The organism is Marinomonas colpomeniae (assembly GCF_014803385.1).
Taxonomy (GTDB): domain Bacteria; phylum Pseudomonadota; class Gammaproteobacteria; order Pseudomonadales; family Marinomonadaceae; genus Marinomonas; species Marinomonas colpomeniae.
Genome location: NZ_JACYFC010000004.1, coordinates 182,104 through 208,524 on the forward strand (window position 1 = coordinate 182,104; position 26,421 = coordinate 208,524).

The 26,421-nt window shown below is 40.6% G+C and carries 23 protein-coding genes; 20 read left to right on the forward strand and 3 right to left on the reverse strand.

Annotation, left to right across the window (positions count from 1 at the left end; genetic code table 11):
• Positions 1-77: 77 nt before the first annotated feature.
• Entirely contained in the window at positions 78-977 is a 900-nt protein-coding gene (locus IF202_RS12885) for a LysR family transcriptional regulator (RefSeq protein WP_191595330.1), read from the reverse strand.
• A 278-nt stretch (positions 978-1,255) separates the two neighbouring features.
• On the opposite strand from IF202_RS12885, the gene purU reads away from it, so the two are divergent.
• The 13 genes from purU (at position 1,256) to IF202_RS12950 (ending at position 17,667) form a co-directional block, all read left to right on the forward strand.
• A complete protein-coding gene (gene purU / locus IF202_RS12890) occupies positions 1,256-2,104 on the forward strand; it encodes a formyltetrahydrofolate deformylase (RefSeq protein WP_191595331.1) in 849 nt (282 codons plus the stop codon).
• Positions 2,076-2,990, forward strand: a complete 915-nt coding sequence (locus IF202_RS12895; protein WP_191595332.1) for a bifunctional 5,10-methylenetetrahydrofolate dehydrogenase/5,10-methenyltetrahydrofolate cyclohydrolase — start codon at positions 2,076-2,078, stop codon at positions 2,988-2,990. The genes purU and IF202_RS12895 overlap by 29 nt, the downstream gene beginning before the upstream one ends.
• Positions 2,991-3,489: 499 nt before the next feature.
• Entirely contained in the window at positions 3,490-3,909 is a 420-nt protein-coding gene (locus tag IF202_RS12900; protein ID WP_191595333.1) for a MerR family transcriptional regulator, read from the forward strand.
• 11 nt (positions 3,910-3,920) lie between these two features.
• Positions 3,921-6,191 (forward strand): heavy metal translocating P-type ATPase, encoded by a 2,271-nt coding sequence (locus IF202_RS12905; protein WP_191595334.1) that lies wholly within the window; start codon positions 3,921-3,923, stop codon positions 6,189-6,191.
• Positions 6,192-6,615: 424 nt separating this feature from the next.
• A complete protein-coding gene (locus IF202_RS12910) occupies positions 6,616-7,137 on the forward strand; it encodes a (2Fe-2S)-binding protein (protein ID WP_235963514.1) in 522 nt (173 codons plus the stop codon).
• Between the two features lies 1 nt (position 7,138).
• Positions 7,139-10,768 carry a molybdopterin cofactor-binding domain-containing protein gene (locus IF202_RS12915; RefSeq protein WP_191595335.1) on the forward strand — a complete coding sequence of 1,210 codons (3,630 nt, stop codon included), beginning with the start codon at positions 7,139-7,141 and terminating at the stop codon, positions 10,766-10,768.
• 32 nt (positions 10,769-10,800) lie between these two features.
• Positions 10,801-11,475 carry a TetR/AcrR family transcriptional regulator gene (locus IF202_RS12920; protein WP_191595336.1) on the forward strand — a complete coding sequence of 225 codons (675 nt, stop codon included), beginning with the start codon at positions 10,801-10,803 and terminating at the stop codon, positions 11,473-11,475.
• Positions 11,476-11,649: 174 nt separating this feature from the next.
• The gene (locus IF202_RS12925; RefSeq protein ID WP_328797227.1) at positions 11,650-12,126 is read left to right on the forward strand and encodes a MarR family winged helix-turn-helix transcriptional regulator; all 477 of its coding nucleotides are present in this window, start codon (positions 11,650-11,652) and stop codon (positions 12,124-12,126) included.
• Positions 12,127-12,322: 196 nt separating this feature from the next.
• Entirely contained in the window at positions 12,323-13,528 is a 1,206-nt protein-coding gene (locus IF202_RS12930) for an ABC transporter substrate-binding protein (protein ID WP_191595337.1), read from the forward strand.
• 109 nt (positions 13,529-13,637) lie between these two features.
• The gene (locus IF202_RS12935) at positions 13,638-15,560 is read left to right on the forward strand and encodes an ABC transporter permease (RefSeq protein WP_191595338.1); all 1,923 of its coding nucleotides are present in this window, start codon (positions 13,638-13,640) and stop codon (positions 15,558-15,560) included.
• Positions 15,557-16,315, forward strand: a complete 759-nt coding sequence (locus IF202_RS12940) for an ABC transporter ATP-binding protein (RefSeq protein ID WP_191595339.1) — start codon at positions 15,557-15,559, stop codon at positions 16,313-16,315. The genes IF202_RS12935 and IF202_RS12940 overlap by 4 nt, the downstream gene beginning before the upstream one ends.
• Positions 16,316-16,327: 12 nt before the next feature.
• On the forward strand, positions 16,328-17,041 hold the full coding sequence (locus IF202_RS12945; protein WP_191595340.1) for an ABC transporter ATP-binding protein: 714 nt from the start codon (positions 16,328-16,330) through the stop codon (positions 17,039-17,041).
• Between the two features lie 50 nt (positions 17,042-17,091).
• On the forward strand, positions 17,092-17,667 hold the full coding sequence (locus tag IF202_RS12950; protein ID WP_191595341.1) for a nucleotidyltransferase family protein: 576 nt from the start codon (positions 17,092-17,094) through the stop codon (positions 17,665-17,667).
• 95 nt (positions 17,668-17,762) lie between these two features.
• On the opposite strand, the gene IF202_RS12955 is transcribed toward IF202_RS12950, so the two are convergent.
• A complete protein-coding gene (locus IF202_RS12955; protein ID WP_191595342.1) occupies positions 17,763-18,815 on the reverse strand; it encodes a M29 family metallopeptidase in 1,053 nt (350 codons plus the stop codon).
• 234 nt (positions 18,816-19,049) lie between these two features.
• Here IF202_RS12955 and IF202_RS12960 point away from each other — a divergent pair, with 234 nt between their 5' ends.
• The 5 genes from IF202_RS12960 (at position 19,050) to IF202_RS12980 (ending at position 23,570) form a co-directional block, all read left to right on the forward strand.
• Complete coding sequence (locus IF202_RS12960) at positions 19,050-20,195, forward strand: FAD-dependent monooxygenase (RefSeq protein WP_191595343.1); 1,146 nt, start codon at positions 19,050-19,052, stop codon at positions 20,193-20,195.
• A gap of 8 nt (positions 20,196-20,203) precedes the next feature.
• Positions 20,204-21,010 carry an alpha/beta fold hydrolase gene (locus tag IF202_RS12965; protein ID WP_191595344.1) on the forward strand — a complete coding sequence of 269 codons (807 nt, stop codon included), beginning with the start codon at positions 20,204-20,206 and terminating at the stop codon, positions 21,008-21,010.
• A 15-nt stretch (positions 21,011-21,025) separates the two neighbouring features.
• Positions 21,026-21,781, forward strand: a complete 756-nt coding sequence (locus IF202_RS12970; RefSeq protein ID WP_191595345.1) for a maleate cis-trans isomerase family protein — start codon at positions 21,026-21,028, stop codon at positions 21,779-21,781.
• 45 nt (positions 21,782-21,826) lie between these two features.
• Entirely contained in the window at positions 21,827-22,456 is a 630-nt protein-coding gene (locus tag IF202_RS12975; RefSeq protein WP_191595346.1) for an N-carbamoylsarcosine amidohydrolase, read from the forward strand.
• Between the two features lie 130 nt (positions 22,457-22,586).
• On the forward strand, positions 22,587-23,570 hold the full coding sequence (locus IF202_RS12980; protein WP_191595347.1) for an XdhC family protein: 984 nt from the start codon (positions 22,587-22,589) through the stop codon (positions 23,568-23,570).
• 59 nt (positions 23,571-23,629) lie between these two features.
• On the opposite strand, the gene IF202_RS12985 is transcribed toward IF202_RS12980, so the two are convergent.
• Positions 23,630-24,892, reverse strand: coding sequence for a hypothetical protein (locus IF202_RS12985; protein ID WP_191595348.1), 1,263 nt, complete (start codon positions 24,890-24,892; stop codon positions 23,630-23,632).
• 308 nt (positions 24,893-25,200) lie between these two features.
• On the opposite strand from IF202_RS12985, the gene IF202_RS12990 reads away from it, so the two are divergent.
• The gene (locus IF202_RS12990; RefSeq protein WP_191595349.1) at positions 25,201-25,623 is read left to right on the forward strand and encodes a S24 family peptidase; all 423 of its coding nucleotides are present in this window, start codon (positions 25,201-25,203) and stop codon (positions 25,621-25,623) included.
• A gap of 232 nt (positions 25,624-25,855) precedes the next feature.
• Entirely contained in the window at positions 25,856-26,410 is a 555-nt protein-coding gene (locus IF202_RS12995) for a YaeQ family protein (protein ID WP_191595350.1), read from the forward strand.
• The last annotated feature ends 11 nt before the right edge of the window (positions 26,411-26,421 follow it).

The window sequence follows — 26,421 nt, forward strand, 5'->3', positions numbered from 1 at the left end:
TGGATTTCAAAAAAACAGGAGGATTGTGTGAAAAACATTGGTAGTTTATTTTGAAAAGACATTTATGTACTGGGTTCTTATTTGTGATTGTCAACATCCTTGAGCAGCCAATCACGGAATACTCTTGCTGATTCTGAAAGCTCTTTAGACTTCCTGTATACCAAAAAGTCCGCCATACCTGGTTCATAAAACATATCGCTGACACGCTTCAGCTCATTCCTTTTTAACATTTCTTCTGTCATAAACTCCCAACCAAGACTAATGCCCATACCTTGTCGTGAGGCCTCTAAAGCCAATGTGACTTGATTGAATAGTTGAGCATTTTTCGGAATGGAAAATTCGATGCCAAAGCTTGCAAACCAGTTTACCCATGTCGGCCATCGCCATGCTGAAGGGTCTAGATGAATAAGTTTTTGATTTAAAATGTTTTCTGGTGTTAATAAGGTATTAATGGGGTAATCGTAGTGGCAAATAGGATAAATACGTTCATGAAATAATAAGTGATTATTGAGTTGGGTACTCCAATCACCGTCACTGTTTAAGATACCTAGATCAAATTGAGCGCAGGTGTTTTCATCAAGGTCATTCGAAGCATAGATGTTGATCGCGATTTCTGGGTGCTGAAGGTTAAAACGCATTATTCTAGGGAACAGCCAGTAGTGTGAGACGGCTTGAGTACAAGTAATAGTAACGGTATTTGAGTCGGAATTTCGATTGATTCGGTTAATGGTTTCAGACATCTGATTCAATACGCTTTTCGCGTCGTTGTAAAACTCCTTTCCTGCATCCGTAAGTATTAACTGTCTGGGCTCTCTAATAAACAAATTAAACCCTAGGCTTTCTTCTAATAATTTTATTTTTTTACTCACTGCACTTTGTGTTATGTAGAGTTCTTCCGCAGCTTTAGTAAAGCTACCTAAGCGTGCGGTGGATTCAAAGAAAACCAAAGAATTCATAAATGGTAGTGATGTTCTCATTCCACATTCCGCCTCAATTTATTTTAAGTGTAACTTAATCACAGCGATAATAAAAATAATGCATTCCAATTAGGAATGGCTGAGTGCCATTATATCCTTTGTGCTTGCAATCATCTCTGCGCTATAAACTATCACCAACAGTACAAAGTTATTCCTAGCTAAGAAAAGTGATTAGTCATGACATGCATTGTTAAATGTTTAAGATTAATGATTCCGCCAAAAAATCACTTTCTCTATATAAAATAGTGAAAGTAATCCAGAAAAAGAAGCATATGAAGATGAAAAAATTCGTACTCAACCTTGTTTGTGATGACAGCGCAGGGATTATCAGCTCCGTTACCAGTTATGTGACCACGAGTGGGGGTAACATCATTGAAAGTGGCCAATATGTTGATCTAGATGATAAGCGCTTTTTCATGCGCTTATGCTTTGAAATTAATGATAGCGTTACGCTTAAAGCATTCCAAAAGGATCTAGAAGTAAATATTTCTTATCCAGAGATGGTGTGTAATGTGTATGACCTTTCTATTAAGCCTCGTGTCATGATTATGGTGTCGCAATTGGGTCATTGCTTAAATGATTTGTTGTATCGATATTCAATTGACCAATTGCCAATGGAATTAGTGTCTGTTGCTTCCAACCACGAAAGATATAAATCGCGTGTTGAGCATGAAGGTTTAGAATTTCACTATTTGCCAATTACACCTGATACAAAGCCAGAACAAGAAGCAGAACTGCTTAAACTTATCGATGACGAAAACATTGACCTTGTTATTTTAGCTCGTTATATGCAGGTTTTGTCAGACAATCTTTGCCAAAAAATGTCCGGTAAAATTATCAATATTCATCACTCATTTTTACCTAGTTTTAAAGGTGGACGCCCCTATCATCAAGCTCGTGATAAAGGCGTTAAGCTTATTGGAGCGACGGCCCACTACGTGACCGCAGATCTTGATGAAGGACCGATTATCGAGCAAGACGTAAAGCGTATCGATCATGCTGCCTCTGCAAGTGATATGGTTGCGATTGGCCGTGATACTGAGAGTCAGGTTCTTGCAAAAGCAGTAAAACTTCAACTTGAACGTAGAATACTTCTTCATGACCACCGTACCGTTATCTTCCAATAAATTGTCACTGTCGAATAATGCTACTGTCATCATTGATGGTAAGCGAGTTGCCGAGGAGATTATTGAGTCTGTTAAATCTCGTAGGGCAATAGAAAATATTGTTCCAGGTTTAGCCGTTATTTTAGTTGGTAATGATGCAGCAAGCAGTGTCTATGTTAGAAGCAAAAGTGCAAGAGCCAAAGAGTGTGGCTTTGTTTCTAAACAATTTGATTTGCACGCTGATGTGTCAGAAAGTGAGGTGCTTGAGCTGATCAATAACTTGAATAACGATTCTACTATTCATGGCATATTGGTTCAGCTACCTCTACCAAAACAAATCAACGCGCATCATGTTATACAATCGATTGCGCCTGAAAAAGACGTCGATGGTTTTCATTATCTGAATACAGGCAAGCTCACAACAGGTGATACAAGTGACGTACTGGTTCCTTGTACACCAGCGGGTTCTATCCATCTCATTAAAGCTGTCATGGGTAGCACTCTGAGCGGAAAGCATGCAGTCGTGATCGGCCGTTCTAATATTGTTGGCAAGCCGATGGCGAGTCTCTTATTACAAGAAAACTGTACTGTTACCATTATTCACAGTCGAACAGAAACCCCTGCTGAATTATGTAAACTGGCAGACATTGTTGTTGCGGCGGTCGGCATACCGAAGCACATAAAAGAAGGTTGGATCAAACCTGGTGCTGTTGTTATTGATGTTGGTATCAATCGAATCACAACGGAAGAGGGTAAAAATACACTTGTTGGTGACGTAGACTTTGACAATGTCATTGATAAAGTGTCGGCCATTACTCCTGTTCCTGGTGGTGTAGGGCCAATGACTATTTCTATGCTGATGCAAAACACCTTGGAGGCGGCTATTAGAAGTAAAAGAATAGCCTAGTTCAAAATGCATGATATTTTTAACATTCGGTTTGTGTGGGTAACCCAACAAACCGAATGTTAGATATCTATTCTAAAAGAGCGTTCTTTTGACTATTACCAATCTACCTAAACATCGTTCATATTAGCTGATATAAAACTCACCTATTTGTTCGATCGTTGAAAATTCATTCCTTTATATACTCCATACCTAATGATCTTTTTTGCCTAATTGGTTGTTTTTTATTGTCTGTTATTCGGTTTATTTTAATTATTATAAGTGCACCTTGACCTGTGTGTAACACATAGGATTTATGATGGCTGTATAGATTCAAATATAAGGCTTAATATTATGAACTGTTGTAATAAAGCGCCTAAAGGAGGGAGTACGAACTTAGGCTTGATGCTCAAGGTATCTCTTATCATGTTCATAGTTATTTTTACATTGGCATTTCTGTTTGAGTGAAATGGGCAGTATCTATTAGGTTTTTGGTAATTAAAAAGATGGTGGTGGTAATGCTATGAAAACTTCTGAGTTAGCTCAAGCTGTAGGTGTAACGCCTGAGACAGTACGTTTTTACACGCGTAAAGGTTTACTAATTGCAACGAGACAGCCAGAAAATGGTTACAAAATATATGACACGGCAGCTCTCGAGCGTTTGAAGTTTATCTCACATGCAAAAGCAATTGGTTTTAGCCTTAAAGAGATCGAACATATAATTCAGCTTTCTCAACAAGGAAGTTCTCCATGTCCTACTGTTCGCCAAATGCTTGAAAGTAAAATCACTGAGGCAAAACGAAAAATTGAAGAGCTTAATCGTCATTTAGGCATTATGGAAAACACTTTTTCTGATTGGTCTAAGGAGCCGGATACACTCCCGGATGATAAGGCAATTTGTTGTTTAATTGACGATTGGTCTGAAACACAGAGCACTAATTGAAGGAGTCCAAAATGAAAATGAAAGAACCTATCAGCAGTGAGCAAACACATAAAGTAAAGTTGGCTCTTATTGGTGTGACATGTGCTGGTTGTGTTAACACAATTCAAAAAGCACTTAACACTCTTCCAAAAACCGATTCTGTTGACATTAATTTTGCTAATCGTACTGCATTGATAACTACGGCTCAGATGACAGATTATTTAATTCAAACTATTCAGTCTGTTGGTTATGACGCAAAAGAAATATTGGATGAAGATAAAGCGGAAAAAGAGCGTGTTAAATCAGACTCGAATGAATATCGGGCCAAAATGATCAAAAGTTATATCGGCCTAGGTGTGGGTATTCCATTGATGGTTTATGGGCTACTTGGTGGTCCAATGAACGTCAATACTTTAAACGAACAGCTGATTTGGTTAGTTGTTGGGTTGATTACTTTCATTATTTTATGGAAAGCAGGAAAGCACTTTTTCGTTGGCGCAGCTAAAGCATTTGTTAATCGTAATGCCAACATGGACACCTTGATCGCATTAGGAACAGGTACCGCATGGCTTTATTCTATGATCGTTGTGTTGTTCCCGCAATATTTGCCAGAAGGTGCTCGACACCTTTATTTTGAAGCTACGGCTATGATCATTGGTTTGATCAATCTGGGACAAGCGCTGGAACTTAAAGCCAGAGGACGAACATCTCAATCAATAAGGAGATTGCTTGATCTAAGAGTGAAAACCGCACTGGTTATTCGAGATGGTAAGGAGTTGGTTTTAGCCGTTGAAGAGGTTGTTGTAGGCGATAAAATTAGAGTGCGGGCAGGTGAAAAAATCCCCGTTGACGGTATTGTGCTTGAAGGACAGAGTATTATTGATGAGTCTATGCTGACAGGAGAACCTATGCCTGTAAAAAAAGAAGCGGGCGACACTGTTTCCGCTGGAACCATTAATGGTCAGGGCAGCATCGTATTGGAGGCTAAAAAAGTAGGTAGCGATACAATACTCGCCCAAATTATTAACATGGTATCCAATGCTCAAAACTCTAAGCCTCCTATTAATCGTTTGGCAGATAATGTGTCGGCCATATTTGTACCTTCCGTCATTATTTTATCTATTCTTACTGCGCTAATTTGGTACAACTTCGGCCCGCAACCAAGTATGGTTTATATGATAGTCGCCGCTACGTCTGTTTTGATTATAGCTTGTCCTTGTGCGCTAGGTTTAGCCACGCCGATTTCAACAATGATAGGGATAGGTAAAGCCGCTGAGTTTGGAGGTCTAATTCGTAATGGCGAAGCATTACAAAAGGCCAGTGAATTAAACGTCATTGTGCTAGACAAAACAGGAACCATTACTCAAGGGAAACCATTAGTGACTAATTACAATAGTTTTTCCGATAGAAAAGATGGTTTGAATCTTATTGAATTACTTGAAAAAGGATCTAATCATCCATTAGCAATGGCACTCATTCATTATGCTAATGAACACAAGGATGCTACAGCACTGGTTGAGGGAGACATATCAGGTTTTGAATCCATTACAGGAATGGGAGTAAAGGCTACTTATGGTCAAGATCGTCTTCTACTTGGCAATCAAAAACTTATGCACGAACATAATATTGATTTAGAGGTTTCTGAAGTAATGGCTGATCAATGGGAGCAACAGGCCAATACGGTAACTTACTTTGCCATAAATGATAGTTTAATGGCTCTGTTTGGAATAAGTGATCCAATTCGTGATGATGCTAAAGAAGCCATAGCGCGATTTCATCAGCAAGGCCTTCGTGTTGTTATGTTAACTGGCGACAATCAAAATACAGCAAAAGCCATTGCATTAGAGGCTAATGTAGATGAATTTTATGCTGAATTAATGCCCGCAGATAAACTTGATTGGATAAAGAAAATCCAACAGCAAGGCAAGGTTGTTGGCATGGTGGGAGACGGTATAAATGACGCGCCGGCACTGGCTCAATCTGATGTAGGTTTTGCAATCGGCAGCGGTACCGATGTCGCCATCGAGAGTGCCGATATAACTTTGATGCGAGGTTCCTTGCATGGCGTCTCCGATATCATCGCTATCAGTTCTGCGACAATGAAAAACATAAAGCAAAATCTATTTGGTGCTTTTGTTTATAACTCTCTGGGAATACCAATAGCGGCAGGATTACTATTTCCTCTTACTGGGTGGCTTTTGAGCCCTATTGTTGCTGGTGTTGCCATGTCATTGTCGTCTATTACCGTAGTGACAAATGCAAATCGACTACGTTTTTTCACACCGAAATCAAATAATAAGTAGGGGGTTGATATGTTGGTTAACTTTTTAGGGGTACTCGTTATTTGTTTAATTGTATGGTGGTTTTGGATGAAATAAGGCGAGGTTTGTATGAGTGATATTGAATAACTTGAAAATTCAACAATAGGTCTTTCCATAATAACTTACAGATTGGTTATTATTTTAATGATTAATCTGTACGTTTTAATCCTCTCTTCACTTCTATTTATATGTGTTACTAGAAACCACAATCAGGCGGCTATTTGGTTTTTCCTCGAGCTTAAGATAAAGATGAAATTGCCTTAATCGCGTCTTATATGACGTTATAGATGTTTAATCTATTGATTTTTTTCATCTGCATATGAGCCCTTTTACTTTTCAATGAATTAAAAACACTTTTGGTATCAAAATTGCTTATTTTTGTTAAGTAAGTACTTAATGAATATTGATGGCGCTTAGCATTACGATGATTAAAAAAGTTATTTTTTCACTTAATAATAAAATGGTGCAAGTCGAAGCGGATGAACAAACACCGCTTTTATATATATTGCGGAATGACTTCCAACTCAATGGGCCTAAGTTCGGTTGTGGATTAGGAGAATGTGGCGCTTGCTCTGTCCTGATAGATACCCGCGTCGCTCGCTGTTGTGTCATTCCTCTTATTGCTGTGGAAGGTCGAGAAGTGCAAACCTTAGAAGGGCTAGGTTCTATTGAATCTCCTAGTTTTGTGCAAAAGGCTTTTATTGATGAGCAGGCATCTCAGTGTGGTTACTGCACAAATGGGATGATAATTACCACAACAGCATTTTTAAATAAATGTGCGGTTAAGCCATCAAAAGAACAAATTAAAGAGGCATTAAGGGCAAATTTATGTCGATGTGGCACACATATAGAAATTATTAAAGCGGTGGAAGCAGCAGCGGAAAATCTTTTTTCTGATGCTTCCAATTTGCTTGAAGAAGGAAATTAGTATGTTGAATATCACCAGTAATTCGTCCGAAACTAGGGCCGAACTTTTCGCTAAAAGTCAGGGTTTGTTTATTGTTAAAGAAAGTAATCCGCCACTCAGTCCAGCACAAAAAGCAGATGACATAAAAACAACAACGGAATTAGAAATATATATTGCAATTGATGCAGAGGGAAAGGTAACTGCTTTCAATGGCCATGTGGATTTAGGTACAGGGATTCGAACAGCGTTAGCACAAATTGTTGCTGAAGAGCTGGACTTAGAAATGAACCAAGTGAAGATGGTTTTAGGTGATACTGAGCGCGCCCCAAATCAAGGTGCGACAATTGCTAGTGCAACATTGCAGATAACAGCTGTGCCTTTGCGTCATGCAGCAGCAACAGCACGTCAATATTTATTAATCTCTGCTGCTAAGCATCTTGGTATAACACCTGATAAATTAACTTTCCTTGCTGGTCATATTTTCTCTAAAGAAGACCCTAATATATCGGTTTTTTATGGTGACTTGGTGTCTCACGACAAAGTTGTTTTAGAAATAGATGAAAATGCACCCCTAAAGCCTGTAAATGATTACAAAATTGTTGGTAAGTCAGCTAGTAGAACAGATATCCCTGCTAAAGCTACAGGTGAGTTGACTTATGTTCATGACGTACGTGTACCTGGTATGTTGCATGGGCGTGTTATTCGACCACCTTATTCAGGTAGAGATGATGGTGATTTCATCGGAAACTCTTTACTCGGAGTAGAAAGAGATTCGATTGATCATATTCCAGGTATTGTCGCTATTGAAGTGATTGGAGATTTTGTTGGTGTCGTTGCTGAACGTGAAGAGAATGCTATTCGTGCAATGAAAGAATTAAAAGTTCACTGGAAACCTCACCCAAACTTACCAGACCTAACTGATTTGGAATTTGCCGTTAAAGCTAATCCATCGACACAAAGAACATTATTGGAAGAGGGTGATGTTGAGCAAGCGATTGCTAATGCTGATCAGCGTATGCAACGTACCTACGTTTGGCCATATCAAATGCATGCCTCCATTGGTCCCTCTTGTAGTGTAGCGGATGTCCAATCTAATAAAGTGACTGTTTGGTCTGGTACGCAAAACCCACATATATTACGTACCGACTTAGCTTTTTTATTAAGTATTGATGAAAGAATGGTCGAGGTTATTCGTTATGAAGCATCGGGTTGTTATGGCAGAAATTGTGCTGATGACGTTTGTGGTGATGCTGTTTTATTGTCGCGAGCAGTAAGGCGCCCTGTAAGAGTGCAGTTAACACGAGAGCAGGAGAGTCTTTGGGAGCCAAAAGGTGCAGGCCAGTTAATGGAAGTTGATGGTGGTATCAATGCGGATGGCAGTCCGGCGGGATACGACTTTTCGGCATCTTATCCGTCCAACGGAGCACCAATGATCACCCTTTTATTGACTGGCGTTATAGAGCCTGTAGCAGCTGCTCTAGAAATGGGGGATAGAACAATTATTCCTCCTTATCACTTTGATCATATTCGAGTACGTGTAAACGATATGGCTCCTATTGTGAGAGCGGCTTGGTTACGAGGAGTCTCTGCTTTACCTAATACCTTTGCTCATGAGTCCTATATTGATGAGCTAGCAGAAGCCGCAGGCGAAGACCCTGTTGAATATCGTCTTCGCTATCTAAAAGACACGAGAGCAGCAGAATTAGTGAAGTCTGTAGCTGATCGAGCGAATTGGGAAACAAAAAAAGGTCACTGGGAAGAAAAGAATAAAGTTGGTTCAATTGTTAAAGGTCGAGGTTTCGCTTACGCACGTTATGTGCACAGCAAATTTCCTGGGTTTGGTGCTGCGTGGGCTGCGTGGGTGGCTGATGTAGAAGTAGATACTGATTCTGGGGAAGTTAGCGTTACTCGAGTTGTAGTTGGGCATGATGCAGGCCTGATGATTAATCCAGATGGCGTGAGACATCAGATTCAAGGTAATGTACTTCAGTCAACGAGTCGAGCGTTAAAGGAGAGTGTTTCATTTAACGAAAGTGCTGTGATTGATAAAGAATGGGGTGCCTATCCTATTTTAACTTTCCCAGAAATACCTGATGTCGAAATTGTAATGGCAGATAAGCCAGAAGAGCCTCCGCAAGGTGCTGGTGAATCCGCTTCGGTTCCCAGTGCCGCTGCCATTGCTAATGCTATTTTTGATGCTACAGGAGTGCGACTAAGGCAGCCACCTTTTACCGCGGAGAAAATGAAAGAAGGGCTACTGAAAAAAAGTGGAGTACCTGAAGTAATCGTAAAAAAAAAATATGGCCTTGCTAAATGGTTTGCATTATTTACTTCGATAGCTGGGGTTGCCGTAGTTATGTCGCCTTGGCGACCTGCTATTGCTCCTATACAAGTTCCAAGTGTAGGAACGTATTCGCAAGCAACAATCGCGAAAGGGGAGATGTTGTTTGCCGCAGGGGATTGTACTGTTTGCCATACATCTGAAGGCGGTGAAATAAATGCCGGTGGTCGAGCGTTAGATACTCCTTTTGGTAAAGTTTACAGCACGAATCTTACCCCAGACCCAGAGACAGGTTTAGGAAATTGGTCTTTTTCCGCCTTTGAAAGGGCGATGCGTGAAGGGATTAGTCGAGATGGTAAGCACTTGTATCCAGTATTCCCTTATACGGCTTATCAAAATGTGAATAATGAAGATATGCAGGCATTGTATGCTTACATCATGTCACGTCCGGCCGTGAAAACGAGTCTCCCAAAAAACGAACTAAGTTTTCCATTTAATATTCGTCCCCTGATGGCAGGTTGGAATACATTGTTTAAAAGTCGCACTCAATTTAAAGAGCTCCCTGAGAAAAGTGATATATGGAATCGTGGTGCTTATCTGGTTAATGGTTTAGGACATTGTAGCGCATGCCATTCTCCTCGTAACTTAATGGGTGCAGAGAAAGTAGGAAAAAGCTTTTTAGCTGGAGGAGAAGTCGATGGATGGGACGCTCCGGCGTTAACGTCATTAAGTAAGGCTCCAACGCCTTGGAGTGAAAATGCCTTATTTGATTATTTACGATCAGGTCATTCTCTAGAACATGGTCCGGCTACAGGACCAATGGGGCCTGTCGTTAAAGAGTTGGGCAAGTTACCAGATAGCGATATTCGAGCTATGTCGCATTACTTAACAAGTATAGGTAGTCAGCAAGAATTGTCTGCAACGGAGGCTATTTTGGCTAATGTAACTGTACCTGTCGCTTCTGTTGAGTCAGCTGAAATAGAGCCTATTCTTTCTACAGAATGGAAAAATGATTCGTCTTCTCAAACTTTATCCTATACGAAAGGAAAGAGTATGTTTGAAGGCGCTTGTTCCGCTTGTCATACATCTAGATCACAAGATGATTGGTTTGGTATACGTCCTGAAATGCAGGCTAATACGAATATTCATAGCGACAAACCTAATAATTTAATCAGAACCATTTTATATGGTATACAGGAACCAGTAGACTCTTCGCTTGGTTATATGCCCGGTTTTGCTGATAGCTTTAATGATAAACAGTTGGCATCATTAGTGGTTTATATGCGTGCAGAATTTGCACCAGACAAACCTAGTTGGAATGATTTATATCAGACCATCGCTAATATTAGAGCGAATCCAGGTAGTCATTAATTTTTATTTAAATCGTGATATATAAGGATCTAATGAGTAAACAATCTATATCTGATGATAAATCACTCAATTCCATTGAAGGAAAGCGTGCAAAGCAAGCTCGTTTAACTAAAAGTAAAATTTTAAAATCTGCGACGAAAGTGTTTGCTGAAGATGGTTTTTCTGGAGGTCGTATTGAGCGTATCTCTCGTGAAGCTAACTCTAATGATAGAATGATTTATTATTACTTTGGGAATAAAGAATCGTTATTTTTAAATGTCTTGGAAGCAACTTATTTAGAGTTTTACAAGGCAGAAAAAGCGTTGGACTTGGATATTGATTCCCCTATAGAGGCATTGGAGAGCATCATAGAGTTTACCTTTCGCTATTACCTAGATCATCCTGAGTTTGTTGCTATTCTAAATGATGAGAACCTTCATCGAGCGAAGCATTCTAGGCAGTCAGAAAACATTAAAAGTATTTCTGGGAATATTCAGGGAAACTTGGCTCCTTTATTAAAGAAAGGTCAAAAAAGTGGCGTCTTTCGCAAAGAAGTTACTGCAAGAAATCTTTATCTTACAATATCTGCATTGACGTATTTTTATTGCTCAAATCAACATACACTTACTGTTTTTGTTGGTGCTAATTTTCAAGATGCGTCTTTTCAAAGTGAGTGGCTGAAGCATATTTCAGATGTGGTTATTAGGTCCGTTATCATTGATATCTAGAGGTAACTTAGATTCCAATCATGAATGTAGTGCCTGTATTGATTGAATATTAATGTAGATTATTTTTATAAGGTATACATCATTTAATTGGGTGATTCATGCTCATAAATATGGCCTTTATTTCATTATGTTACAGTGTGTGCACTGTTTTGGTTGTTTTTTTGGAGATGATTGGTGAGTAAGGAAAAAATAGACGATAGTTATGTTCATGAAAAATCTGTTGATGCGGATTATGTTTTTACTGAGCAGGTAGGGCATTTGCTTAGAAAGGCTCATCAGCGACATATGATGATTTTTCAAGAGATGAGTTGCGAACCGAATTTGACAGCGCCTCAGTTTATTACGTTATGTACAATTCAAAGTATGGTTAGCTGTTCAATTACTGATATTGTTTCTGCTACAGCGGTAGATCAAGCAACCATGCGTGGAGTAATAGATCGTTTAAAATCAAAGGGTTGGGTATACCTTTCTGAGGATTTAAAAGATCGTAGGAAAGTTATGATTTCTCTTAGTGTAGCAGGAGCTGAATTGCTTAAAAAAATGATCCCGTGTGCTAAAGATATTACCGAAGCTACTATGAGTGATTTAAATCCCGCAGAAAGGCTAGCTTTAATTTTTTTACTTAAAAAAATGGGTAGTGGTGGTAAATAGTGAATGAGATTTTCAATTATTAAAGGGGCCTTTGGCCTCTTTTTTTTGCTTAAAATACCTACTAAACAACTTTTTTGTGATCTTTATCAAATATTGGTCTGATGATTGCAGTAATTCATGAAGTAAGCACTACATGAAATAAGTCATGGCTTAAGGGTTTAATAACTAAAACTTCATTACGTGAGCAGAGGTGATTATGAATAAAGTTCTATACAAACTAGTAAATAGTGGGTTGTTGGTCGGTACACTCATAGCGAGTGCAGGCTGGGCAGCTGACACTATAAAAATTGGTGAAGTGAACAGCTATAAAGCCATGTCAGCTTTTTTAGGGCCTTATAAAAAAGGCTGGGAGATGGGGCTTGATGAAATAAACTCTCAGGGTGGGGTTCTAGGCAAAAACCTGGAGGTTATTTATCGTGACGATAATGCAAATCCTGGTGATGCTATTCGTGTTGCTGAAGAATTAAGAACTCGCGAAAAAGTGAGTATGATATTTGGTGGCTTCCTTTCTCATACAGGGCTTGCATTAACTGATTACGCGAAACGAAGAAAAATGGTTTATCTCGCTGCAGAACCTTTGACAGATAAAATAGTTTGGGAAAACGGCAATGATTATACCTTCCGTTTAAGACCGTCTACTTATATGCAAGTCGCCATGCTTATTCCTGACGCCGTTAAATTAAATAAAAAACGTTGGGGTCTGGTGTATCCAAATTATGAATATGGACAGTCTGCCGTTGCCACCTTTATGGAGTTACTTTCTAAAGCGCAGCCGGGTGTTGAGTTTGTTGTAGAGCAAGCAACACCACTAGGAAAAATCGATGCCGGTTCTGTTGTTCAAGCATTAGATGACGCTAAGCCAGATGCTATTTTTAATGTCTTGTTTGGTGCTGACTTAGGTAAGTTTGTACGTGAAGGCAATACTCGTGGGTTGTTTGAAGGTAAAGAAGTCTTTTCTTTGTTAACAGGCGAGCCTGAATACCTTGACCCTATGGGTGCTGAGGCGCCAGAAGGTTGGTATGTAACGGGTTACCCATGGAACAAAATTGATACACCTGAGCACAATGCTTTTAAAGCAGCTTATGAAGCTAAGTATGGAGAATATCCACGCGCAGGTTCGGTGGTTGGTTATACCTCTATAAAAACCATTGCTGCATTGATTAAAAAAGCAGGTTCAACCGATACAGATGATTTGATTAAAGCCTTTAGTGGTTTATCTCACAATACACCATTTGGTCCAATCACTTATCGATCTCAAGATAATCAATCTACTTTCGGTGCCTTTGTAGGTAAAACTGCATTGGTAGATGGAAAGGGGGAAATGATAGATTTCCATTATATTGATGGTGCTGATGTTCAGCCTTCAGATGCTGAAGTTGCTGCAATGCGTCCTGCTAACTAAGCGGATAAAAATATGGTTACGGGCAGCTATTCTAGTTTATAGCTGTTCGTAGCTTATTAGATGTTGTTTTCTGAAATATGTATTAAGAAAACAGTAGAAGGAAATGTTTATGACCTTATCGGGACTTTTAGTTCAGCTACTAAATGGCTTAGTTGATGCTTCGTCACTGTTTTTAGTAGCGTCTGGCCTGTCACTTATTTTTGGTGTGACGCGAATTATGAACTTTGCTCATGGTTCGTTCTATATGTTAGGTGTGTATGTTGCGTACACCTTTGTTAGTCACATGGGCGAGTCTGTTGGTGGATTTTGGGTGGCCATTATTTTGTCCTCCTTGGTAGTAGCCTTATTAGGGGCACTCATTGAAATCGTTATATTGAGACGAGTGTATCGTGCTCCAGAACTATTTCAATTATTAGCTACTTTTTCCCTTGTTCTGATTTTACAAGATTTAGCACTTTTTATTTGGGGGCCAGAAGACTTATTTGGGCCTCGGGCACCAGGATTAACAGGATCTATCGAAATCCTTGGTAGAAATTTCCCTCAGTATAATCTTGTGATGATTGTTATTGGACCAGCAGTATTAGGTATATTGTGGTTGCTGTTGAACAAAACACGTTGGGGTGTATTGATTCGTGCAGCGACACAAGATCGAGAAATGGTATCAACACTGGGTGTCAATCAAGCTTGGTTATTTACCAGTGTGTTTGCTTTGGGTTGTTTTCTAGCTGGCTTGGGCGGCGCTCTACAAGAACCAAGAATACCCGCTAATTTAGCGTTGGATTTAGAGTCTATAGGTACTGCATTTGTTGTTGTAGTAGTTGGTGGTATGGGTTCTATTCCTGGTGCGTTTTTAGCCGCGCTTCTTATTGCCGAGGTTAAAGCGTTATGTATTGCTCTTGGTACATTGCACATTTTTGGTATTGATTTTCCTATGTCCAAAATGACATTGGTTGCCGAATTTTTAATAATGGCTATTATTTTAGTTATTCGTCCTTGGGGTTTATTAGGTAAGCCACAAGCTGCAGCGCGTAATGACCACTCTGCTGAGCCGCCATTACGACCTTCGTTACCCATCTTTAAATGGTGTACGGCTGCGTTAGTGTTGGCTTTATTGCTAGTGCCTGTTTTTGAAGAAACGTTCCCTTATGCTCAAATCATCTTAGTGGAAATCTTTATTGCAGTGTTGTTCGCAGCAAGCTTGCATTTTGTCATGGGGCCAGGCGGAATGCATTCCTTTGGTCATGCGGCTTACTTTGGCTTGGGTGCTTACGGTGCGGCCATATTGGTTGTGACTTGGAAGTTGCCGATGGAGCTAGCACTTGTTGCTGGACCGTTGTTAGCCGTTCTTGGTGCATTGGTTTTTGGTTGGTTCTCTGTGCGCTTAAGTGGTGTTTATTTAGCCATGTTGACCTTCGCTTTTGCTCAGATAGTTTGGTCTATCGTATATCAATGGGACGATGTTACAGGTGGTAGTAATGGCATATTTGGTGTTTGGCCATCGGATTGGTTGTCATCCACGACTGCTCTGTATTATCTAACATTATCTATTATGCTTGCGGGTATTCTGATATTACGCCGTATTTTATTTGCACCATTTGGACTTGCAATACGTGCTGCTCGTGATTCTGATTTGCGTGCAGATGCTATCGGTGTTGATGTGAAGCGCGTCCAATGGGTTGCCTTTGTTGTGGCAGGCCTATTTGGTGGTATTGCTGGTGCGATATACGTTTTTTCTAAAGGTGGTATTTCACCTGAAGCCATTGGTGTTGGTCGATCTATCGATGGTCTAGTAATGGTATTGTTAGGTGGCGTGCAAACACTGTTTGGACCTATTGTTGGGGCCAGTATTTTTACTTGGTTGCATGATTCAGTGGCTCGAGAGACGGACTATTGGAAAGCAGTATTAGGCATGATTATTTTGCTGATTGTGTTGCTATTCCCTGCCGGTATTGTGGGAACGTTATCCCACCTTTGGCACTGGGTTAAGCATCATATACTTTTGCAAACTAAGAAAGAGGAGGCATCCAAATGAGCTTATTAACTATAGATAACATTAATAAAGCGTTTGGTGGCGTAAAAGCGATTAACAATGTGTCCTTTGAGTTGCCTCGCGGACAGCTGTTGGCCTTATTAGGGCCAAATGGAGCGGGCAAGTCGACCTGTTTTAATATGCTAAATGGCCAACTGAAACCAGACTCTGGTTCGATTAAGTTGGAAGGTGTCGAGCTGGTAGGGCGTCATCCTCGCCAAATATGGAATGAGGGTGTGGGCCGTACATTTCAAATATCCGCTACTTTTGGCTCTTTGACGGTACTTGAGAACCTACAGATGGTGCTCTTGTCACGCGATAAAAAACTATTTCGTTTATGGACGCCAGCGGCGTCTTATTACAAAAAAGAGGCCTTGGTTCTTTTAGATCAAGTCGGCATGGCCGATCAAGCGGATAGAGCGTGTAGTGTACTTGCCTATGGTGATGTAAAAAGAGTCGAACTGGCTATGGCACTTGCTCATGATCCTAAATTATTACTAATGGATGAGCCAACGGCAGGTATGGCGCCGAAAGAAAGAAATCAGTTGGTCATGTTGGTGAAGAAGATGGTTATAGACAGAAACCTTTCTGTGCTGTTTACCGAACACAGTATGGACGTCGTATTTGAACACGCAGATCGTATGATTGTATTCGCTCGAGGTGAGTTAATTGCTGATGGTAGTGCTGACGACATAAGAAACGACCCCAAAGTACGGGAAGTTTATTTTGGCAGTGGAAAATCATTCGAAGCGGCTTAAAAAGGTGATGTTATGCAAGAAACAATTTTAGAAGTTAATGGTTTAAATGCTTTTTACGGGCGTGCTCATATTTTATTTGATGTTGGCTTAAAAGTTCGAAAAGGTGAAGTGGTTGCCTTAATGGGAAGAAATGGGGCTGGCAAATCAACCACAATGAAAGCCATTATGGGCATGCTTTCCCGTACGCAGGGTGAAATAAGCTTCATGGGTAACCCCATTGCTAAAAGTGCGCCTCATGTTATTTCTAAGATGGGGATGGGGTTTGTGCCAGAAGACCGACGTGTATTTACGGATCTTACTGTATTAGAAAACCTTGAAGTAGGATCTCAGTCAGAGCGAGAGGGAGCTCCTCATTGGACGGCTGAGAAGTTATTTGAACTGTTTCCTAACTTAGGGGAAATGCCTCACCGTCCCGGTGGTAATATGAGTGGTGGTGAGCAACAGATGTTAACTGTGTCACGGACCTTGATGGGCAATCCTTACTTGGTATTACTAGATGAGCCATCGGAAGGTGTTGCTCCGGTAATTGTTGAGCAAATGGCCAATATGATTATGGCTCTGAAAAAGCAAGGCCTAACTATTCTATTATCTGAGCAAAATCTGCAATTCGCAGATTTAGTTTGCGATCGTGCTTACGTATTAGAAAATGGGCATGTACGTTTTGAAGGAACCATGGAAGAGTTGGCTGCCAATGATGATGTACGTAGAAACTACCTTTCTGTCTAATTATATAGTGCTCCAATCTAGTGTTAGTTGATAGATTACCAGTGGCCGTAATGGCTGCTGGTATATCACGCCGTTTTGGATCAGATAAGCGTTCTTATCGCTTACCTGACGGGCGAACAATGATTCAATTCACTTTGGATCAACTTGTTAATGCACACTCCATTGCTGATATTTTGGTTGTGACTTCTGGTACGAGCATAATACCTGACCTCTCTTATCCTGTTCCTATCCTTATCGTTGAAAACTCGGTTTCAGGGCTAGGCTCAAGTTTAAATAATTTGTTTGGATATGTGACTCGGGAGCCTCGCTATCGCAATGCACCTGCGATAGGTGTGTATCTAGCCGATATGCCTGCCATTCAAGTGTCGACAATGACTGCGTTAAAAGCAAAAGCCACTGCGTCCAAAATTGTACGGCCGACTTATAAGGGGGTTGCGGGTCACCCTGTCTGGATTGGTCGAGCGTTTTGGTCGGAATTCCTTTCTTTGTCAGGTGATGATGGCGGCAAGCAAATATTGAAGCAGTTTAAATCGAAAACTGAGTTTGTGGAGATAGATGACCCCGGCGTTGTACTTGATATTGATACGCCATTAGAAGCGATGGCGTGGTGGGAGTCTTCGCGATAAAAAGGCTGTGTGTAAAAGGCTACCTACGAAAATGGCGCATAAAAAACCTAAGCATCTTATATCGCTACTTAGGTTTTTTGATTGAATTGGATTTTCTATTCGCTAAGAGTGTTAGGAAAAACAACCTCTCCGGCGTTAACGACGACAACTTCATCATCCAGGGTTATAGTGCAATTTCGTAGAGGGATGTCCATGTGACATGGTGTTTTACGTGTGCCACCAACCTCTGTATTCGGCCCTGTAGAGAAGAGGAAGTTACCGTTAAATGCTCTGGCATCCATACACATACCATCGTTTTTATCATGTAGGCCCATCGCCGTCCATTGAGCTCGTGGTTGTAAACCCCAGCCTACATGTGAGATGCCGTAGACTTCAGGATCCTTAAAGTAAGCCATGTAATCACGGAGGTATTCTGCTTCAAAGCCACCGGTAATGTCAGTAATAAAACCGTCTTTGATTGTTAGCGTTATCGACTCGCGGCAATAGGTTTTGAATGGAAGTAAAATATCGCCAATATCAATAACCAGTTTGCCATTCGCGCTTTCTTCATTTGGCCAGCTGAATAAGAAGCCACTTGGCCAGTGATCCCAGCGTCCGGGTTCGTCGGCAAAACCGTATTCTGTGACGGTAGGGTAGTCGCCTAATGACATTGTGAAATCACTGCCTGCGGCCGAGGTGACTCTCATTTTCTTAGCTGTTTTCAATACTTTTTCAGCGGCGACGACACGACGCTTGTCTTCTAAAGTTGGCAATATTCTAGCCAATACTTCAGGAGGTTCGACTGCCAATAAAATACGGGTTCCTGTTTTAAGTATTTGCTCTTGTTCTGGAGAATGCAAAAGCATCATTGTATCAACAATTAAATCGGCGGCTTCTAGGGCGGTTTGTGCCGCTTTATTTCCTGTTAAAGGTGTGTCGCCGCAATAGGCTGTCATGTCGTTACCCATGGCTTTAGGTGGGTTAAGAGCGGGAAGTTCTACACCATACACTTTAGCGCCTAAGCGTTGAGCTGCATTAAAAGCCGCATCGACAATTCTAGGGTTTGAGTAGTGGCTTTTAAGAATCGCTACACTTTCTGAGGGCGTTACGTTAGAGAGCGTCAGGACGTGTTCGAACATTTCTACTAATTGATTATCACTAACAGGCACTTTGAATCTCCTTTGATTGACGAATAAGCCCCATAGGTGGGCAGTTTTAATCACTATGCTTTTTTATAGTGCATACACTATTAATTAATTTTTTTAAAATTTATGTTTTATAAATTTTAATCCATTTTATAGCAGTATTTAAGCTTTTTAAAAACAGAAATTATCTTTTAATGTGAAAATAAATGGTGTATACATTATAAATGTCTTTTGTTTTATATTTTTAGAGGTTATTTAATGAACAGTGAAAAACGTTTTGCCATCATTGGAGCGGGTTTAGGTGGGGCAGCTGTCGCCGTACTTTTAAAGCAAGCTGGTTTTGACGTTACCGTATATGAAAGGGCTCCTCGATTTTCTCGATTAGGGGCTGGTATTCATATGGGGCCTAATGTGATGAAAATTTTCAGAAAAATGGGAATTGAAGAGAAAGTCAGCCTTATGTCTTCACATCCTGACTACTGGTTTAGCCGTGATGGACTGACTGGAGAATACATGTCACGTATTCCACTGGGCGAATTTGCTCTTAAAGAATACGGCGCCGCTTATGTAACGGTACACCGTGGTGATTTGCATGATGTGATGTTATCGCCACTTGACGAAACAGATGTGATTTTCAATAAGCACCTAGAATCGATTGAAGATACAGGTAATGAAGTCTTGATGACGTTTGCAGATGGTACAGAAGCGAAAGCGGATTTTGTTATCGGTGCTGACGGTATCAACTCGATGGTACGTGAAAACTTGTTGGGCAAAGAAGAGCCAACATACAGTGGTTGGGTTGCTCACCGAGCGTTGATTACTGGCGAACAGCTGGCTAAATTTGATCATGATTTCGAAGATTGTATTAAATGGTGGACAGAAGATCGCCATATGATGGTGTATTACACAACAGGTCGCCGTGATGAATATTATTATGTAACCGGTGTGCCTGACCCTGATTGGAACAGCAGCGCCTCTTTTGTGGACAGTAGCCGCGAAGAAATGCGTGAAGCGTTTGATGGTTATCATGGAACCGTTCAGGCGTTAATCGATGCAACAGAGTCTGTTACTAAATGGCCATTAAAAAACCGTAACCCTTTACCATTATGGCGCAGAAACCGCATGGTCCTTCTAGGTGATGCTTGTCACCCAATGAAACCACACATGGCGCAAGGTGCTGCGATGGCGATTGAAGATGCAGCTATGTTAGTACGCTGTATTGAAGAAGTTGGATTATCGAATTTTGAAACGGCATTCGAGCTTTATGAAGCTAACAGAAAAGATCGAGCAACGCGTGTTCAAACCACTTCCAATGCAAATACTTGGTTACGTACTCAAGAAGACCCTGCTTGGTGCTTCGGCTACGATCTTTATAACGAACCTTTAAAAAACATAAGTAAGTAGGAGATGGTATGAGTTATTACCGATACGGAGCACATGCTAATGCCAACGGCATCCGCCAGCACTATTTGAGGTACGGTAAAAAAGACACGTCTCAGCCTGTGTTGTTACTTATCCCTGGTATTACTAGCCCTGCGATTACTTGGGGTTTTGTGGCAGAAAGGTTGGCAGAATATTTTGATACTTATGTGTTGGATGCGCGAGGCAGAGGCTTGTCTTCTACTGGCCCAGAGCTACGTTATGACGCAGATACGTGTGCCGACGATATTGTTGAATTCGCAAAAGCATTGAATTTTAAAGACTTTGTTGTATTAGGTCATTCTATGGGTGCGCGTTTTATTACGCGTGCATTAGCGCGTGGATTAACGGGCGTGAGTAATGCTGTTTTGGTTGATCCGCCAGTATCAGGCCCGAGTCGCAGAGCTTACCCGAGTAAATTGCCATGGTACGTAGACTCAATCAAACAATCTAACGAGGGTATGAGCGCAGAAGATATGTTGTCTTTTTGTCCTACTTGGACAGAAGAGCAACGCCAGCTTCGTGCAGAATGGTTACATACCTGTTATTCACCAGCGATAGTCAAAGCTTTTAACGATTTTCATGATGATGACTTTCATAAAGATTTACCGGGAATTTCAGTACCTGTTGTGCTTATGGTGGCTGGTAAAGGTGGTGTTATTCAGACTGAAGATGAAGAAGAAATAGCCAGCTTAATATCTGAGCTATCTATTCATCACGTAATGGACGCAGGGCATATGATTCCATGGGATGACTTTGATGGTTTCTTTGCGGCGTTAACTGACGCTAACATTATTTAATTTCTTGAGGTGATTATGACAAATTTATATCGTATTGGACAAATCGTTCCTAGTTCAAATACCACGATGGAAACAGAAATACCGGCTATGTTGATGGCCAGACAAGCTATTTTTCCAGAAGATCGTTTTACGTTTCATTCTAGCCGTATGCGAATGAAAAAAGTGGTTAAGGAAGAGCTTTCCGCAATGGATGCTGAGTCAGATCGTTGCGCGGTAGAGCTAAGTGATGCTCGTGTAGATGTGCTGGGTTACGCTTGTTTGGTTGCGATTATGGCAATGGGGATTGGTTATCATCGTGTATCAGAAAAGCGTTTAACGTCTCATACCAAAGAGAACGGTGGTAATGCACCTGTGATTACCAGTGCGGGCGCTTTGGTTGATGCATTGCATATCATGAAAGCGAAACGCATCGCTTTGGTTGCACCTTATATGAAACCGCTAACTCAGTTGGTTGTAGATTATATTTCTGAAGAAGGTTTTGAAGTGACTGATCACATCGCACTTGAGATCGCCGATAACTTAGATGTAGGACGCCATGATTTCAATAAATTACCAGATATTGTCGCTAAGTTAGATTACAGCGACGTGGATGTTATTGTGCTGTCTGCGTGTGTGCAAATGCCATCTTTAGGTGCAATCGCTAAAGTAGAAGCGTTAACAGGAAAGCCAGTGGTTACCGCTGCGGTAGCAACGACTTACGCTATGTTGAAATCGCTTAATTTAGAAACGGTTGTTCCAGGTGCTGGCGCTTTGTTATCGGGTGCTTATTAACTGAATTAAGGTGAATAGCAGGACGTAAATACGAGGGTTCATTAGATGAGTGATAACTTACAAAATAATTATGAAGGTGTGTGGGATTCACGCATTGGCTTTGGTAATAATCCGGTCGTAATTTCCATTGATTTTATGAAAGGCTACACCGATACATCATCACCATTGTATGCAGAAGGTGTGGTGTCTGCTGTGAAAGCGTCCCCTCAGCTACTGGAAAAAGCGAGGCAGTATAATGTGCCGGTTATCCATACCAACATTCTTTACCATCCAAGCTTTATGGATGGTGGCGTTTGGTTGAAAAAAGCACCGGTCATGAAAGCGATGGTGGCTGGCAATGCTTTTGCTGAGTTTTGCCCAGAAGTGGCACCTCATGAAAGCGAGTTGGTATTAACCAAGCAATACGCAAGTGCATTTTTTGGTACAAGTTTAGCGGCAACGCTTACGGCAATGGGTGCGGATACGGTTATTTTAATAGGCTGTTCGACCAGTGGTTGTATCCGAGCGTCGGCCGTGGACGCCATGCAACACGGTTTTCGTACTATCGTGGTACGAGATTGTGTTGGTGATCGACATCCTGACCCTCATGAAGCGAATCTTTTTGATATCAATAGTAAATATGGTGATGTTGTGATGCGTGATGAGGTTATAGATTACTTTGCTTCTCTAACGTAATTGAGCATCTACCAAGGTCACAGACCAGGTTTATAAACATGTATTTAGATGGTTTGTATTTTGTGTCTTGTTGCCCAGAGACAAAGCTTGCTAAAGTCCTTAAGGTCTTTAAATATTTAGGAGGCTTTTAGTGCTGCACCTTGATTTACAAGTTGTTGAACAAGCGTTGAAGTGGCAGCAAGAAGGTCGCTCTGTATGGTTATGTACCGTACTGAGCACTTTTGGGTCTTCTCCTCGGGCACCTGGCACTATGATGGTCGCTTGTGATTCAGGTCTTTATATAGGGTCACTGTCCGGTGGTTGCGTAGAAGAAGACTTTCTTGATCGATTGCAGAAAGGTGAGTTTAGTGAATCTATGCAACAGGTTCACTATGGCATAGCGGATGATAATGAGAGATCACAAGTAGTCTTGCCTTGTGGTGGGCAGCTCGATGTATTGGTGGAATATTTACTTTCAAATGAAGACAACATTCAATACATTGAGCAATTATTGACTATTTTAATGGGGCAAACTCCGAATGTTAGAATAATCGACTTGGACTCCCAGACTCGTCGTTTTATGAAAGATAATGGAAAGGGTTTGGCTGTTGAGTTAGATGAATCAATGAATTGCATTCGTATTCGTGTTGGTCCTACCGCAAGGCTTATTATCGTCGGCAACTCTTCCGTTACACCATTTTGTGCTCAATATGCACAAATGATGGGGTTTCAGGTCGTAGTTTGTGACCACAGAGAAAACGCGTTCTTGGGCTGGAGTGTACCTTTTGTTCAGCTCGAACCTGTTTTCCCCACCGGTTACATTTCCGACACTAATAATATTCATTTCAATACGGCCATTGTTGCTTTGACTCATGATCCGAGAATTGATGATTTAGCGATGATCGATGCCGTGAAGACACCGGCTTTTTATTTAGGTGTGATGGGCTCAGTTCGTACATCCAATAAACGAGCCGAGCGGCTAAAACGCATCGGTGGTTTGAATGATGAAGACATAAATCGAATCGCCATGCCTATTGGCTTAAACCTTGGCAGTAAAGCGCCCGCTGAAATAGCGCTCGCTATTATGGCTGATATATTAAGAGTACAAAACGGAATCCCTCGTGAGAGAGTTTGATGTGTAGTTAATCACATTGTGATTATAAAGTTTAAAATCTACTAGAGATGTTGGCGAATTTATAAAAATATCCCGCTCACTAGTGAACAAAGCAACCACATGAAAATGGCGTAGAATGCACTGTTGGTGACTATATCTTTGGTGGGTATGTGGTATCGACTCGTCATGAGTAATCCCAGTCCTGTTAATCCACTACTACCTGCTGAAATAGCCCAAGCACTTAAAAACAAAAAGCCTAGTTCTGTTGGGTCAGGGTTTAAAGGTAAAAGCATTGGACTTGCAATAGCAATACTAACAACAGGGTGCACACCAACCAATCCAACAATAATCATGCTTGCTAATGTAAGGGAAAACAATATTGGCCCAAAAGTAAAGCTGTCTAAATTAAAAAATTGCGGATAACTCAGAATAATCGCACTAATACCATTTGAAAAAATACCAGCAGCTAGAAATAAGGCAAATTGACTGCCGATCAGTGGTAGTTTCTGGTTTACAAAGAGAAATAGGCTTTCTCGTCTTGATGTTGTACGCATTAATAAAATAGAGGCGCTAGGTGCCAAAAGACAAATAAGCACCAATATACTAATGTCAGGCCAAAGAAAGTGAAGCACTATAATGGCTGTCGCCATAAAAAGAGGAATGAATAAGCTTTCCCGTCGAATAGGGTAACCAATAAAATCACCTTTTGTGCGTCGATAAGCGTCAATGCTTGAAAATACAATGGCAGTTAATGCCATCATAGCACCAGGAATAAATGTTTTTCCCCATTGCATGCCTGGAGCATAAATTAGAGCAATACCAGTAGCCACAAAGAAAGGTGACCACCAGGCTGCAGCGGCAAAATTACGCGTTAAAATAAATTGCTGCACAGGCGTGAGTTTAATTGCGCCTTTCATTCGATCTGCAAATACCATTATTACCGATAAATTAATTACTGCGCCTAATAGATGTACACCTATTGCTGTGTTAAATATAGCGCCTAGGCCTTTTGGCAGTGGTCTGCTTTCATCTTTTGAACTGGTGAGGTCTAAAAAAGACACGGCAACAAACATAGCGAGCATTGGCAAATTTACAGCCAGTACTTGTTGCCAAGGAATCCATACGCCCTGAGTGCCAGCAAATAATAATGCAGCAATGCCAATTCCCATTAACCATGAGACCTGACGTTTTGCACTCGGTGCCAATGTATGCCACATGGCCGAATTTGCGCACCAAGCGAGCAGGGTCGGTATCAGAACAGAAATAGATTGGGTGACTGAGAGTAGATAAAAAATTAATGTACCAAGTACAAACCAACCTGTGTATTTTTTTAGAATGCTCATATACTTGAAATATATCCTTGTTATATTGGAAAAAGTACAGGTGGCTTGATGGCATAGAGTTTATTTTTACTACTTCATATTTTGTTGTTTTTTGATTGAAATGTCACATTTTTAATGGTTAAGCGCTAAATTTACACTGATTAAAGCGCTAAGGGGGAGTTGTGATTTCTTCAACATAATGAATCATAATAATTTTATTATTAATGTGCTGATATTTTACGCATTTAAGCTTCTTTTTTACGAAATTTTACTAGGTGATTTTATCGTTTTGAATCATACTGTACAAACATACAGTTAGAGTGTTTTTTATGCGCGTCTCTTATCTTGGCTCAACTGAGTCTATTACATTTATACCTAAGGGTAGTGTTCGAATCCCGTTCTATTCTAGAGGATCTGATAGTTCTTTAGACGAAGTAACAACTAAAAAGAAAACAACACAAAAAAATGCTGCGACAACATTTTTTGTAAGAGCGCTAGGTGAGTCTACAGAAAATATTGATATTAATGCTGGTGACGTTTTAGTTGTTGATAGAGCGTTAACCGCGAGACATGGCGACACTGTTATTACTTGTGAAAAAGGTAAAATGGAAGTTGTCACACTAGAACTAAAAGAAGATGTTTTGTTTCGACCTAAGAATAAAGCGTACTCTTCATCTGCCGCGATTACGGTGGAAGCATCAAGTTTAGAAGTGTTTGGTGTAGTTGCTAGTGTTGTCCGAAAACCTAGCTAATTTGATGCTCAAGGCATTTGTTTAATTAAAACTTTAATAAATGCCTTTTCTTTATAAATTTCTCAAATATTATTTCTGACCACTTTTTATTTTTCCTGTTTTTCTCTTCCATATCTTATATTTGTTATGAAATGAGTCGTTATTCGTAGATTCGAATGAACACTGTTGCTTTTTTACTGTACAATTTCGTCGCGATTTTATGGCATTTTTTTGAATTTAATAAGTGAATCTCATGGCGACTAAAGCAACTGTTTATAAAGCATCGGTACAAGTATCCGATATGGATCGAAATCATTATCAAGGTTATGATTTAACCTTGGCGTTACATCCTTCTGAAACAGAAGAACGCATGATGGTGCGTTTGGCCGCTTTTGCTTTATTAGCAGATGAAAAAGAGGGCGGTGAACAATTAAGCTTTACCAAAGGAATTAGTACAGAAGATGAGCCTGATCTTTGGCAAAAGAACTATTCAGATGAAGTTTTACTTTGGATTGAGCTAGGTCAACCAGATGAGAAGCGCTTAAGAAAAGCCTGTGGTCGTGCTCACAATGTTGTCGTTGTTAATTATAACGATAAATCAGACATTTGGTGGGAGCAAAACAAAGGAAAAATGAGTCGTTTTAACAATCTACGCGTATTACAGTTTTCAGAAGTGCAGGTGCAATCGTTAGCAAAAATTTGCACTCGATCTATGCAGTTAAACGTAACAATACAAGACAGTGAAATGTGGATCTCTGGGGAGCTTGGCGAATGTGCCATGACACCAAATTGGCGAGGCGAGCAATAAGCCCACCTCGT